11 protein-coding genes are annotated in these 13,906 nt (G+C 69.5%); 3 read left to right on the top strand and 8 right to left on the bottom strand.

The window, feature by feature from the left end; all coding sequences use genetic code 11:
• Window positions 1–30 precede the first annotated feature (30 nt).
• Genes LZK98_RS07890 through LZK98_RS07880 form a run of 3 tightly spaced genes read right to left on the bottom strand, consistent with a single transcriptional unit; the run spans window position 31 to window position 7,971 of the window.
• Window positions 31–1,788: an SLC13 family permease gene (locus LZK98_RS07890; RefSeq protein ID WP_233785850.1), complete on the bottom strand. Its 1,758-nt coding sequence runs from the start codon at window positions 1,786–1,788 to the stop codon at window positions 31–33.
• A gap of 43 nt (window positions 1,789–1,831) precedes the next feature.
• The gene (locus LZK98_RS07885; protein WP_233785848.1) at window positions 1,832–6,019 is read right to left on the bottom strand and encodes a translocation/assembly module TamB domain-containing protein; all 4,188 of its coding nucleotides are present in this window, start codon (window positions 6,017–6,019) and stop codon (window positions 1,832–1,834) included.
• Window positions 6,016–7,971, bottom strand: coding sequence for an autotransporter assembly complex protein TamA (locus tag LZK98_RS07880; protein WP_233785846.1), 1,956 nt, complete (start codon window positions 7,969–7,971; stop codon window positions 6,016–6,018). The genes LZK98_RS07885 and LZK98_RS07880 overlap by 4 nt, the downstream gene beginning before the upstream one ends.
• Before the next feature lie 329 nt (window positions 7,972–8,300).
• Between LZK98_RS07880 and LZK98_RS07875 the strand changes: the two genes are divergently transcribed.
• Together LZK98_RS07875 and LZK98_RS07870 are read left to right on the top strand one after the other, a co-directional pair.
• Window positions 8,301–8,486, top strand: coding sequence for a hypothetical protein (locus LZK98_RS07875; protein ID WP_233785845.1), 186 nt, complete (start codon window positions 8,301–8,303; stop codon window positions 8,484–8,486).
• 69 nt (window positions 8,487–8,555) lie between these two features.
• Window positions 8,556–9,455, top strand: a complete 900-nt coding sequence (locus LZK98_RS07870) for a hydrogen peroxide-inducible genes activator (protein WP_233786529.1) — start codon at window positions 8,556–8,558, stop codon at window positions 9,453–9,455.
• 125 nt (window positions 9,456–9,580) lie between these two features.
• Here the strand turns inward: LZK98_RS07870 and LZK98_RS07865 are convergent, their stop codons facing one another.
• The 3 genes from LZK98_RS07865 to pgsA are packed head-to-tail and all read right to left on the bottom strand — an operon-like array spanning window position 9,581 to window position 10,838.
• A complete protein-coding gene (locus LZK98_RS07865) occupies window positions 9,581–10,030 on the bottom strand; it encodes a molybdenum cofactor biosynthesis protein MoaE (protein WP_233785844.1) in 450 nt (149 codons plus the stop codon).
• Window positions 10,027–10,284, bottom strand: a complete 258-nt coding sequence (gene moaD / locus LZK98_RS07860; RefSeq protein ID WP_233785843.1) for a molybdopterin converting factor subunit 1 — start codon at window positions 10,282–10,284, stop codon at window positions 10,027–10,029. The genes LZK98_RS07865 and moaD overlap by 4 nt, the downstream gene beginning before the upstream one ends.
• Window positions 10,284–10,838, bottom strand: a complete 555-nt coding sequence (gene pgsA / locus LZK98_RS07855) for a CDP-diacylglycerol--glycerol-3-phosphate 3-phosphatidyltransferase (protein WP_233785842.1) — start codon at window positions 10,836–10,838, stop codon at window positions 10,284–10,286. The genes moaD and pgsA overlap by 1 nt, the downstream gene beginning before the upstream one ends.
• A gap of 116 nt (window positions 10,839–10,954) precedes the next feature.
• On the opposite strand from pgsA, the gene LZK98_RS07850 reads away from it, so the two are divergent.
• Window positions 10,955–12,250: an MFS transporter gene (locus LZK98_RS07850; protein WP_233785841.1), complete on the top strand. Its 1,296-nt coding sequence runs from the start codon at window positions 10,955–10,957 to the stop codon at window positions 12,248–12,250.
• Between the two features lie 130 nt (window positions 12,251–12,380).
• Here LZK98_RS07850 and LZK98_RS07845 read toward each other — a convergent pair whose 3' ends face one another.
• Window positions 12,381–12,545 (bottom strand): hypothetical protein, encoded by a 165-nt coding sequence (locus LZK98_RS07845; protein ID WP_233785840.1) that lies wholly within the window; start codon window positions 12,543–12,545, stop codon window positions 12,381–12,383.
• 73 nt (window positions 12,546–12,618) lie between these two features.
• The gene (locus LZK98_RS07840; protein ID WP_233785839.1) at window positions 12,619–13,848 is read right to left on the bottom strand and encodes an NAD(P)/FAD-dependent oxidoreductase; all 1,230 of its coding nucleotides are present in this window, start codon (window positions 13,846–13,848) and stop codon (window positions 12,619–12,621) included.
• Between the last annotated feature and the right edge of the window lie 58 nt (window positions 13,849–13,906).

Below are 13,906 nucleotides of genomic sequence, written 5' to 3'. Positions count from 1 at the left end.
ATATGTTGATAATTCGGGCAGGCCGAATGTTCACCTCACCGGCCACACCCACAGGATCAGCGGCGTCGCGACCAGCAGCACCAGCAGCGACAGGGGAGCGCCGAGGCGGGCGTAATCGCCGAACCGATACCCGCCCGGTCCCATCACCAGCGTGTTGCACTGGTGGCCGATCGGCGTCAGGAAATCGCACCCCGCCCCCACGGCGGTCGCCATCAGGAACGCCTCGGGCCGATAGCCGAGATCGCCGGCGAAGGTAGCGGCGATCGGCGCCATCACCAGCACGGTCGCGGCATTGTTGAGGAACGGCGTCACCGCCATCGCCGCCGCCAGGATCAGCGCCACCGCGCCCCAGGGCGGCAGGCTGGCGGCGGCATGGGACAGCCAGGTGCCGATCAGCTCGGTGACGCCGGTGGTGCGCAGGCTGTCGCTCACCGGGATCAGCGCGCCGAGCATGATCAGGATCGGCCATTCGATATGATCATAGGCCTCGCGCGCCGGCAGTGCACCCGTCGCCATCACCAGCCCCGCGGCAGCGAAGAAGGCGACCGCCACCGGCACCAGTCCCGTCGCCGTCGCGGCCATGGCGGCGGCGAGGATCGCGATCGGCAGCAGCCATCTGCGCGGGCTGCCGAGCCGGAGCTCCCGCTCGGCGAGCGGCAGCACGCCGAGGTCGGCCAACCGCTCAGACATCTGCTTGAGAGGCCCCTGGAGCAGCAACAGGTCGCCCGCGGCGAGCGTGATCCGCGCCAGCCGGCGATCGAGCCGTTCACCCCGGCGCGAGATCGCGATCAGGTTGACCCCGGTCCGCTCGCGCAGGTGAAGGTCGCCGGCGGTCTCGCCGACCAGCGGCGAATCGATCGTCACCACCGCCTCGATCACGCCGATGTCGTCGCCCTCGTGCTTGTCCTGGCCGACCAGCTCGAGCTCGTCGCGGGCGATCACCCGCTCGAGCACGTCGGGCGCGCCGCCCAGGATCAGCACGTCGCCTTCGCGCAACTTCATGTCGGGCAGCGGCGCGGTGCGCAGGCCCGCACGCAGCAGCGCCGCGACGGCGACGTCGCCCTCCCCGCGCTCCAGCAGCTCGCCGAGCGGAACGCCGATCGCGCTCGATCCCTCGCCGACGCGCACCTCGGTGACATAGCTCGCCACATCCAGCGCCTGCCCCATCGTCGCAGGTGCCTGGCGCAGCGCCTGGACGCGATAGGCGAAGCGCAGGAAAATAAGCCCGACCACCGTCAGCGTCAGCCCGACGGGGGCATAGTCGAACATCCGGAACGGTTCACCGGTCATATCCTCGCGCACGCGGCTGACGATGATGTTGGGCGAGGTGCCGACCAGCGTGATGAGGCCGCCGAGCAGCGAGGCGAACGACATCGGCATCAGGAATACCGACGGCGAGCTGTCCGACCGCTTCGCCATCGAGAAGGCGGCGGGCATCAGCATCGCCAGCGCGCCGATGTTCTTGACCAGCGCCGACGCGAAGCCGACGCTGGCGGTCAGCAGCAGCAGTTGCGAGCGCACCCGCGTCACGCGCTTGGCGAGCGACCCCAGCAGCCGCTCGATCACCCCCGAGCGCTGCACCGCGCCGGACATCACCAGCGCCGAGCCGACGATGATGACGATGTCGTCGGAAAAGCCGGTGAAGGCGTCCTTCGGCTCGACCACGCCGACCGCCAGCGCAGCAAGCAGCGCCAGGATCGCGACGATGTCGTAGCGCAGCCGTCCCCAGACGAAGAGCGCCATCATGCCCGCGAGCACGGTCACGGACAGGATCTGCGGCAGCGTCATCGCTCAGCGCTGAACCGCGCTGGCGCCAAGGGGTTCCGGTGCCTCAATAATCCTTCGACACCCGGACGTTCACGCTCTGGCGTCCGATCGTCGAGACCGATGCGAGCAGCGACAGCCAGCGCGTCAGCCGGAACTCCAGCCGCGTCGCAGAATAGCCCTGCCCGTCGGTGATGATCTCCGCATAGGTCCGCCGGGTGATGTACTTGCCCGCCGCGATCGACGTGGCCGCGCCGGTCTGCGGGTCGGCGGGCAGGATGCGGAGGCGATCCAGGCCCGCGGCGCGGCGCACCGCGTTGATCGGGTTGAGCCCGTCGCCGCCGTCGCCCTGCAGCGCGGCCACGGCCGCGGCGAGCTGGAGCGCTTCCGGCGCCGACAGGTTGGTGATCGAGGTGCCGAACAACAGCCGCGACAACAACTCGTCCTCGGGCAGCGCCGGCGTGCTGGTGAAGCTGATGTCGGGCTTGGACGCGGTGCCGGTGACACGGATCGTCGCGTTGAGCCCTTGGGCGTCAGCATCGGCGGAGATGTCGAGCGCCGGATCGGCGGGTACGCTGCCGTCGAAGCGGATAACCCCGCGTTCGAGCTCGAAGGTGCGCCCGGCGAACTCGTAATCGCCATCGACCAGATTGAGCTGGCCGGTGATCTTGGGATTGGTCGGCTCGCCGGCGATGGCGAGATCGCCCGACCAGCGGCTGTCGAGGCCCAGGCCCTGCACGCTGATGCCGCTCGGCGCCCGCGCATGGACATCGAGCTGCCATGGCACGGCGGCGGCCGCCTCATCGTCATCGTCGGCGCCGCGAACGTTGATCTCGCGGATGTTGAGCCTCGGCACAGCGGCGGCGGTAGCTGCCTTGCCGAGCTGATAGCGGCCGTTGTTGATGACGATGTTGCCCGAGATCGTTCCGCCCGATCCGTCCGAATGGAAGCGCAGCGGTCCGGTCACCGTGCCGGCGATGTCGTCGCGCGCGATCAGCCGGGCGCGCTGCGCCTGGATGTTGAGATCGATGCCGAGCCCGTTCGCGCGGGATAGGTCGAACACACCACTGCCGCTGACCGTCCCCTGCCCCGGATCCTGCGCCGCCAGCCGGTCGAGCACCAGGCGCGAGCCATCGAACCGGCCCGAGGCCTGGACGTTGCGCAGCACCGTGCCGGTGACTGCGCTTTCCAGCCGGGCATTGTCGGCACGCACCGACCCGCGGATGCGCGGATCGTAAAGGCTGCCGGTGACGTCGGCGCCGATCGCGACCGGGCCGGACAGGTCGAACAGCTCGATCCCGGTCATCCGCCACAGGGTATCGGCCGGCCCCGCGTAACGGAGCTGCGCGAACAGCGGCGCGTTCATCAGGCGGCTGGAGAGGTCGCCCTCGCCCAGCGGTGCGATCTGCATCTGCGCGCGACCGATGACGCTGCCGCCGCGATTCGCCACCACCGCGCGCGCCGCCGCCTTGTTCGGCTGGAGGATGCCGGCGATACCGACGTCGATCGGGGTCGAGGACAGCACTAGCCCGGACCGGGTCAGCCCGCGGACGGTCATGTCCATGCGGCCGGTCGGCGCGCCGTCGCCGCTCTGCGCATAATGAAGCGTGCCCGAGGCACTGCCGCCGAGACCGAGGCCTGGATAGCCGATGTCGAGCACCGACATCGGCATCCGCGACAGCGTGGCGTCGAGGGCGGTCCCCTCTCCCGAGAATCGACCGGAGACCTGCGCCGTGCCGCCGGCGAAGCTGAGCTGGGCCGGCTGCAGCTGCCAGCCGTCGCCGTCGCCGTCGCGGACGATCACCGCCGGCGTGGTCAGGCTGATCGGCCGGCGATCGACCGTGCCCTGCGCCTGCACCGTGTAGCGGTCCGGCGCGATGCCGATCACCGACTGGATGTCGAACGCGCGCCCGCGCCGCCCGCTGATCGCGACGCGCGCCTCGCCGGTGCCGCCGGCCAGCTTGACGGTGGCGTCGAGCCGCCCGACCGCCATCGCGCCGCGGCGCACGCCTCGCGCGCTGATGGTCGCGTCGATGTTGGCGCCGTCGGGATCGAGCACGATGCTCCCCTCCAGATGCCCGCGGCGGATGCGCAGCCCCTCGGCGAGGCGCGCCCGATCGGCGTCGACGCTGGCGTCGATCCGCTGCACGCCGTCCTGCGGTCGGAAGGCGAGCACGCCGGTGAGCCCGTTGCCGGCGATGTTGAGCCGCCCCTCGAACCCGCCGGTGACGATGTCGAGCCCGCCGTTCGCGCGCATCCCCGCCACGTCGAGACGGGCGATCTCGATGCGGCTGGTGCCGCCCTTCGGCAGCAGGATCGCGCCTTCCCCGGTGAAGGCGCCGAGCAACGATCCGCCTGCGGCAGTGAAGGCAAAGCCGGCTGGCGTGGGAGTGAGATGTGCTTTGACGTCACGCAGCCCCATCGCCGCATTGGGCCGCGCGAGGATCAGGTCGATGGTCGGACGGCTGATGTCGCCGTCGAGGCGGAGCTGCACGGGGCCATAGGTCGCCTGGCTGCCCGAGCCTTCGAAATGGAAGGTGCCGTCGCGGCGGCGGAAGCCGTTGCCGCTGAGCTTGAGCCCCGGCGAAGTCAGCACCAGCCCGCGGAAATAGAGCACGCCGTCGGGCCCGCGCTCCAGGCCCGTCGTGATGCGCGGCAGGCCCTCGGTCAGCGACGCGAAGAAGCTGTTGTCGAACCGCACCACCTGCGCCACGCCGCGCCCGACCACGCGGGTGCCATGTCCGCCCGGCCCCGGCACCACCGTCAGGCGGGAGGTCACGTCGACCAGGCCGATGCCGGGGATGAGATAGCGCCGGAGCCCGCCGCTGAGGCCGACCTCATAACGGCCGGTGCGCAGGTCCAGGAACAGGCTGATGCGGCCGTTGAGCTTGTCGGACCGCAGCACCAGGTCGTCACCGGTGACGTTCTGGGCAGTGACGCGCAGCGGCCCGCGCACGCTGAGGTTGCGCAGGATGCCGCCGGCAACGTCGCCCACGCCGGTGACGCGTGCGGCAGTGAAGGCGACCGGCACCAACACCGGCGGCTTCGACAACCGCCCGCGCCCGGCGGCGCGTGCCACCTCGAAGCCGGTATTGTCGAACGCGAAGCGGTCGGCGGTGATGCGATAGTCGAAGCTCGCAGTCGCGAAGGTGCCGTCGAGGATCGCACGCAGCTCGATGTTGCGCCCGGTCATGTTCGGGAACAATGCCGGCGGCCGCAGCAGCCGCGCGGTGACGCGCAGGTTGCGATAGGCGCTGACCGCGAGGTCGAGCCCGCCGGTCGCCTCGACCGCCAGCGATGCCGAGCGTAGCGACAGCGTGCCCTCCATCCGCCGGTTGGCGAGCGTGCTCGCGCCGCTCACGATCACGCGCGGCGCGGTCAGCCGCTGGAGCTTGCCCTTGAGCAAGCTGCCGGGGGTCACCGTGCCGCCGAGCGAATAGCGGCCGGCATCGTTGGCGAGGCGCAGGTCGATCACCCGCGTGCCGCCAACGTCGGCGGTGCCGGCGCCGCGCCATGCCTTCCAGCGGCCGTCGCCCTGGACGTCGAGCGCCAGCGGGCGCGATACGCCGGCGAGCTTCGCCAGCACGCCGTTCGCCGCACCGCGCGCGGTGAGGTCAATGTCGAAGCGGTCGCGGTCCGGCTCGGCATCGAGCTTAAGGATGAGGCGGTCGCTCCCCTGCACCACCGCCGCCAGGTCGATCATCGCGCGGCCCGAGCGGATGTCGGCGCGTCCCCTGAGGCTGCCGTTGCGGATGACGCCGGTGACGGCCGGCGCCACCGTCAGCCGGTCGACGCGCAGCTCGCCGATCGCGATGTCGAAGCTCGGCAGGATCGGTCCCTTGCGCCCGGTCGGGGTCGTCTGCGGCAGCTTGGCCAGCGTCGCGCGTGGGATGACGAGGCTGCGGATGACGAGGCGATTGTTGAGCCATTCGAGCGGCCGCCAATCGAGCTCGGCTCGCTGCGCCTGGAACACCAGCCCCTTGGGATCGCGCACGCGCACGTCGATCAGCACTGCCTTGCCGTAGATCGATCCCTCGATCCGCCCGACCGAGTAGCGCAGGCCATTGGACGGCCGGAGCGCCCCGATCCGGTCGGCGATGAGGCGGTGGCCGATGCTGGTGTCGAGCAGCACCACCGCGCCGCCCGCGAGCACTGCCAGCAGCACCAGCAGCCCGACGATCCACTGCCACCAGCGCCAGCGGCGCGGGCGCGCGGGCGGCGGCGGCGCGGAAAGGGCCTCGGGCTCGTCGCTCAAAACGCCTGTCCCAGCGAGACGTAGACGGCGATGCGGGCATCCCCCGGCTGCGGGTTGATCGGCGTGCCGACGTCGACGCGGATCGGGCCGAAGTTGGAATAATAGCGCACGCCCACGCCCGCGCCGTACCGGAAGCCCGAGAATTTGGGCAGCGCGGAGGTGTAGATGTTGCCCCCGTCGAAGAACGGCACCACGCCGAAGTTACCGAACGCCTTCACCCGCGCCTCGAGCGAGAACTCCGCCAGGCTGCGTCCGCCGATCGGGTCGTTGTTGGGATCGCGCGGCCCGATGCTCTGATAGCCGTAGCCGCGCACCGAGGCGCCGCCGCCCGCATAGAAGCGCCGCGACGGCGCGACCGCGTCGCGCGGCGCGCCGCCGATCGTGCCGAGCCGCACCCGACCCGCGACGACGACGCGATCGTTGACCGGCTGGTACATGCTCCCGTCGAGCTGGATGCGGGCGTAGCCGAACGCCTTGCCGACCAGCGACAGCTCGGGGCTGATCCGCGCACCGAGGCGGAAGCCGCGCGTCGGGTTGAGCAGGTCGTCGGAGCCGTCATAGGTGAGATTGCTCGGCAGCGCGCCGATGAAATAAGTCCGCCGCCGGGGCTGGCCGGTCGAGACGATCACGTCGCGCTCGTCCGATGCGACCAGCTCGGCACCGAGCGACCACACCCATGCCTTCTGGAAGAAGATGTTGGTCTGCCGCTCGATGCTGCCCATCAGCGACAGCGTGTCGGCCTCATAGGCGTCGCGTTCGAGGTGCGCGGCGGTGAGCTGCGCGGTCAGGATGCGGTCGCGCTCGTGGAAATTGTTGCGGCGGAAGACGATGCTGCCGAGCTGCTCGCGCGTGCCGAGCACGCCGCGCAGGGTGATCGCACCCTCCGGCCGGAAGAAATTGCGGTGCGTCCAGCTCACCTCGGCCCGCGCGCCCTCGCCGGTGCCGTAGCCGAGCTCGCCCGCGATGGTGCGCGGCGGCGCCGGCTCCACGTTCACCGCGACGTCGACGGTCGAGGGATCGCCGCTCTCGACCGGCTCGACCTTCACCGTCGAGACGAGGCCGGTCTGGACGAGCGCGCGGCGCAGGTCGTCGAGCGCGGAGGCATCATATTCCTGGCCCGGCTTGAAGCGGGCGATGTCCTGGACGTGCTTGGGTCCGAACACGGGGCGCGGTTCCGGCATCACGATCTTGCCGAAGCGGCGGAGCGTCCCCGGCTCGACATTCTGCACCAGCGTCGCGGTCTGGGTGGCATGGTCGACGACGATCTCGGGCTCGCCGACCTTTGCGAAGGCAAAGCCCTCCTCGCCCACCGCCGTCCTCAGCCGCGCGTCGGCAGCGGCGATGGCGTCGCTGTTGACCGGCGCATCCTTTTCGAGACCGAATGCCTTGGTCAGCGCCCCGGCCTTGCCGTCCGCGCGCTCGACGCCGGCGAGCGTCACGTCGGACAGACGATAGAGCGGCCCCGGCTCGGCCTCGAGCGTGACGATGAGCTTGCCTGCCTGGGGCTCGACCCGCGTCGCGATCTGCGCGTCGTAATAGCCTTCGGAGCGCAGCAGCGTGGTCAGCAGCTCGGCATCCTCGCGCGCACGGCGGTCGAGCTGCGCGGCGTTGGCCGGCTCGCCGCGGTTGGCGCGCAGCGTCGAGCCGGCATCGAAGCGCTGGCGCATCAGCGGGCTGCCGACGCCGTCGATGCCGGTGATCCGGTAATCGTAACGGATCTCGGTCGCGACCTCGGCCCGCTCCTGCGACACGACATCCTGGCCCGCCGGCGCCTTGCTGAGGTCCGGCCACTCGACGCCGAGGTCCGGCAGCGGCGCCATCGGCGACGTGGGATCGAGCGCGTCCTGCGCGGCCGGCGGCGGTTGAGGGGTTTCCTGGGCAACGGCGGAAAGCGGCGTCAGCGCAAGGCTCGCTGCCGCCCACACGCTGTGCCGACGGACGAACGCGGACATGGACAGGACTTAACCCGATTACCCGCGCCAAGCCAACCGGTTAGTGGACGGTTACGGCCGCACCGTCGCCCGAAGGCAACACCGCCAGCTGCTCGATCCGGCACCGGCGGGCGAGGGCCCAGACATTCCAATCCTCCCCCGCCAGGGGGAGGTGGCACGCGAAGCGTGACGGAGGGGGAGGAAGCGAGCCGATAGTGAGTTGCCGTCCTCCCCCTCCGTCAGCCTGCGGCTGACACCTCCCCCTGGCGGGGGAGGATTAAATGGGCCACACCTTCACGGTTCCGACAGGGACGGTGGCATCTGCGGCCGGGACATGGCAGGAGGGAAGGATGCCGACCCCCGATCCCGCTCCGTCTCCCAAGTCGCCCACCGGCGGCGGTGCCCTGTTCGTCCTCGCCCTGTTCGCCGGCATCGTGATCGGCTTCCTTCTCGGCCAGACGACGATCGGCTTCCTGGCAGGCGCCGCGATAGGGATCGCGATCAACCTGTGGCTGCTGTGGCGCGATAGACAATAGCCCCAGGCTGGGGCTGGCGTCATCGTCGGAACCGCTTATCTAGGCCGTGACCATCGACGGAGACGATCACTGGCCGCCACTTATCTTCCCACGCTCAAGCAGCTCCAGTATCTCGTGGCGCTGAAGGACCATGGCCATTTCGGCCGCGCTGCCGAGAGCTGCTTCGTCACCCAGTCCACCCTCTCCGCCGGCATCCGCGAGCTGGAGACGCTGATCGGCATCACCTTGGTCGAGCGCACGCGCCGGGTGGTGCGCTTCACGCCCGTGGGCGAGCGCATCGCCGACAAGGCGCGGCGGGTGATCCGCGAGGCGGAGGAGCTGGGCGACATGGCCCGCGCCGCCGGCCGGCCGCTGTCCGGCGAGATGCGGATGAGCGTGATCCCGACGATCGCCCCCTTCATGCTGCCGCGCATCCTGCCGCGGCTCCGGGCCGATTACCCGGACCTCAAGCTCTACCTGCGAGAGGAACCGAGCGGTGCGGCGTGCGAAGGACTCAGTCACGGGCGCACCGATTGCGTGCTACTAGCCCTCCCCTATGCCTGCGGCGACGTCGAGGTGGCGCGGCTGTTCCAGGACCGGCTGTTCCTCGCCTATCCCGAAGGCGAGATCGCGCCGACCCCGCCGGGCGTGAAGCCCAGCGAGATCGACGAGACGCGGCTGCTGCTGCTCGAGGACGGCCATTGTCTCAAGGACCATGCACTGGCGGCGTGCAACCGGCCGGAGATCCGCGCCGAGGCGACGATGCTCGGCACCTCGCTCCACACCATCGTACAGATGGTCGACAACGGCCTCGGCGTTACGATCCTGCCCGAGATGGCGATCGAGGCGGGCATCCTCGACAGCACCCATGTCGACGCGACGCCGCTCGCGGCCGACAACCCGGCCCGCGATATCGCCCTGGTATGGCGCCGCGCCTCGCCGCGCGAGAAGGACTTCCGGCTGCTGGCCGAGGTATTGGCGGAAGGGTGAGCCTTTCGATCGCCTCTTCTCCCGTTCGCCCTGAGCTTGTCGAAGGGCCGTCCTTCTCCCGCAACCGCTCGAAAGAAAGTATGGCCCTTCGACAAGCTCAGGGCGAACGGTGGAATGGGCGGACTCTACTCCGCCAGCCAGCGAGCGGAAGCGGCGATGTCGCCCTCCCTGGTCTCCACCCAGCGCGCCGCATCGCCACGTAGCTCGCGCTTCCAGAACGGCGCATCGGTCTTGAGCCGATCGATCAGATAGGCGCAGGCCTCCAGTGCGGCAGCGCGATGGCTCGCCGCGGCTGCGACGAACACCACCCGCTCGCCCGGCGTCATCCGGCCGACCCGATGGACGACGGTCGCGCCGAGCAGCGCCCAGCGCTCGACTGCCTCGTTGGCGAGATGGCGCAGCGCCGCCTCGGTCATGCCGGGATAATGCTCCAGCTCCAGCGCGGTGACGCCGTCGTCCGCGCGGACCAGGCCGGTGAAGCTCGCGACCGCGCCGGCCCCGCCGGCTTCCGCTTCAGCTAGCGCCAGCTCGGCGGCGGTGTCGATCGGCTCGGGCTGGACAACGACGCGGATCATCCGCCGGTCACCGGCGGGAAGATCGCGATCTCCCGCGCGCCCGCGATCGGCGCATCGAGCGGGGCGAAACGCTGGTCGACCGCCGCGCGCAGACGCCCCCTGTCGGCGAAAGCCGCGGCGTGGGGCCGGCTGTGCCCGCCGAGCCAGTCGAGCAGGTCGGCGACCGTCACCACCTCGGCGGGCGGTTCGATCGTTTCGCCGCCCCTCCCCACCGCCTCGCGCACCCAGGCGAAATAGAGCATCTCGACCGCCATCAGCTTTCCATGTGCCTGAGGCCGATGCGCAGATAGTCCCATCCGGTGATCAGCGTCAGCGCGGCGGCAGCCCACAGCGACGCCAGCCCGACCACCTTGATCCACAGCCACCCCGGCAGCGCGCCCGACAGGATCAGCGCGCCCAGCGCGACGAGCTGGAGCGCGGTCTTCCATTTGGCGAGTTGCGACACCGGCACCGAGACCTGGATGCCGCCCAGAAACTCGCGCAGGCCCGACACCATGATCTCCCTGAGCAGGATGACCAGCGCGGGGATGAGGTGAAAGCCCTCGATATCGTGGGTCGCGACCAGCATCAGGATCACCGCGGCGACCATGATCTTGTCGGCGATCGGATCGAGGAAGATGCCGAGCTTCGACACCGCCCCCTGCGCGCGGGCGAGATAGCCGTCGAGGTAATCGGTCGCCGCGATCACGCAGTAGAGCACGAACGCCAGCCAATAGCCGACCGTCCATTGCGGCCACCACAGCATCCACACGAGCAGCGGCACCGCGAAGATCCGCGAGAGGGTCAGGATGTTGGGCAGCGTCAGCATCATGTCCCGACTAGCACTCCGCTCCCGGGAGCGGGAGGGGTATGAGAGTTGCCCGCTCCTCCCCCGCTCGGCTATGGCGGCGGGGCTGTCTTAACGACCGGGGTGTATCCTCTTCCATGATCAACGCCCTCGGGCTCCTCAGGCAACGGCGTTTCCTGCCGCTGTTCGTCACCCAGTTCCTCGGTGCCTTCAACGACAATCTGTTCAAGACGACGATGGTCCTGTTCGCGACCTACGAGATCTTCAACGACGCCAAGCTCGAATCGAACTTCAACGCGCTGGCGACCGGTTTGTCGCTGATTCCCTTCTTCCTGCTCTCCGCCCTGTCCGGCCAGCTCGCCGACACGCACGACAAGTCGAAGATCATCCGGCTGGTGAAGACCGCCGAGATCGCGATCATGCTGTTCGGCGGCGCCGGGATGCTCGCCGCACGCGCCGGGCACACCACGATCGGCATCGGCATGATGCTGGCGTCGGTGCTGTTCCTCGGCATCCATTCGACCTTCTTCGGCCCGATCAAATACGCGATCCTGCCTCAGCACCTCAAAGAGGACGAGGTGCTGGGCGGCACCGGGCTGGTCGAGGCGGGGACCTACCTCTCGATCCTGATCGGCACGGTGGTGGCGGGGTTCGTGGTGCACGACATCCGCCTGGCCGCGGGCATGACGCTGGCGGTGGCGCTCGCGGGCTGGGTGACCGGCCGGATGGTGCCCCCGGCGCCGCGCGTCGGGCCGCAGCTCGCGATCAACTACAATCCCCTGACCTCGTCCTGGCGGCTGATCAGCGCGACGATGCACATTCCGCGCCTGTTCCTGGCGATCTGCGCGATCAGCTTCTTCTGGACGATCGGGGCGGTGCTGATCATCATCTTCCCCCCGCTGGTGAAGAACGTGCTGACCGCCGACGAGCGCGTCGCGAGCATGACGATCGCGATCTTCTCGATCGGCGTCGCGATCGGATCGGTGATCATCAACGCCATGCTCAAGGGCCGCATCTCGGCCAAATACGGGCCGATGTCGGTGCTGCTGATGGCGGTGTTCGTCGTCGCCTTCTCGCTGGAAGCGCGCAATTTCGTGCCGGCGCCCGACGGCGGACTCTACAACATCGCCGAGTTCGTGACGATGCCGCAGTCGCTGCTGGTGATCGTCACGCTCGTCGCGATCGCGATCACCGGCGGCATGTTCGTGGTGCCGCTCTACGCCTTCCTCACCACCACCGTCACCAAGGACCAGACCGCACGCACGGTGGCGGCGAACAACGTCGTCAACTCCGGCGCGATGGCCGTTGGCGCGGTGGTGGTGATCGCCCTCACCGCCCTGGGCGTGACATCGGAGAACATGCTGCTGCTGGTGGCGGTGATGTGCCTGATCTCGGCGTGGCTCGCGCAGAAGCTGCACAAGGCGTGTGACTAGAGTCCGTCCGGTTTGAAACTACACGAGTGCTCCTGCGAAAGCAGGAGCCCAGGCCGCTAGTGCGCCGCTCATGATCCAGGGCTCCTGCTTTCGCAGGAGCACGAGTTCACTTCATCCGGACAGCCTCAGCTCAGAACAGGAACGTATAGAAGCAGATGAAGAAGGCGGTGAAGCTCAGCGCGAAGAGCTTCAGGTCCTGATCATCGTCCCTGAGGCGCTCGATCCGCTGCGGCGGGAGCGAGCGGCGGAAGGGGTGGCGCCGGCCTTCATCGGTGAGAACGAGATAGCGTCGCATGGGCGGAAGTTAACGCCCCGTTTACGATTCTGGCCATGCGAAAAGGTGGTTAACCGGCGTCCCGGTGCGGGATTCAGCCGGCGAGCCCCTTGAGCGGCACCGCCGGATCGGCGAGCGCAGTCTTGTCGGGCGTAGCGCCGTTCACCACCAGCGCACGGCCCTGGACATAGTCCTTGACCGCGTTGACGCAGTCGAGGGCGATCACCCGCCCTTCCCTCAGATAGATCAGCGAGAAGGCGCGCGAGGCAGGATCGCCGCGCAGCACCGTCTCGTCGTGATCCGCCGACAGGCCCACCGTCTGCAGCTTGAGATCATATTGGTTCGACCAGAACCACGGCACCGCGCGATAAGGCTGCGGCTGGCCAAGGATCGCCTTCACTGCGGTCGCGGCCTGATCGTTGGCGTTCTGGACTGATTCGAGCCGGATGCGCCGGCCACCACAGAAGCCGTTCTCATGCGCGGCGCAGTCGCCCACCGCATAGACGTCCGGCAGCGAGGTGCGGCACAGCTCGTCGACGTCGACGCCGTTCCCGCCAGCTGCGCCCGCCTCCAGCAGCGGTTCGACGTTGGGAACGATCCCGATGCCGATCACCACCAGTTCGGCCGGTACGATCTCGCCTCCCGCGAGGCGTACCCCAGCCACGCGGCCATCCGCGCCGGTGAAACCCTCCAGCTGCGTCTCGAGCCGCACGTCGACGCCGTGCGCGCGATGCTCGGCTTCGTAGAAGCGCGACAGCGGCTCGCCCGCGACGCGCGCGAGCACGCGCGGCAGCGCTTCGAGCAGGGTGACGTGCTTGCCGAACTTGCGGAACACCGCCGCCGCCTCCAGCCCGATATAGCCGCCGCCGATTACCGCGACATTGGTCACGCCGCCGAGCGCCGCCGCGATCGCATCGGCGTCGGCGAGCGTACGCACGAGATGGATACCGGCGAGGTTCGCGCCCTCGCAGGCGAGCGTGCGCGCCCGGCCGCCTGCGGCCCAGATACAGGTGCGATAGCCGATCGCGTCCCCGTCCGAGAGGGCCAGCCGATGCGCCGCAGGATCGAGCGCGGACACGCGCCGGCCCGGAAGCAGGGTGACGTCGCGTCCGCGCCAGAACTCCGCCGGGCGGAGGTAGAGGCGCTCGACCGGCTTCTCGCCGAGCAGATACTCCTTGGAGAGCGGCGGCCGCTCATAGGGCAGCCCCGGCTCGTCGCCGACGAGCGCGATCGACCCGGCGAAGCCGTGCTGGCGCAGCAGGATCGCCGCCTGCGCGCCGCCATGGCCGGCGCCCACGATCACCACGTCGAACTCAGCTGCCATCATGCCACCCCCGCGGCGGGACGCCGCATGAAGCCTATAGGCACAACAGCCCGGCCGA

Origin of the sequence: Sphingomonas cannabina, assembly GCF_021391395.1 — a bacterium.
Taxonomy (GTDB): Bacteria; Pseudomonadota; Alphaproteobacteria; order Sphingomonadales; family Sphingomonadaceae; genus Sphingomonas; species Sphingomonas cannabina.
Note: the sequence above shows the minus strand (reverse complement) of the source record. Positions and strands in the feature narration are given on the sequence as shown.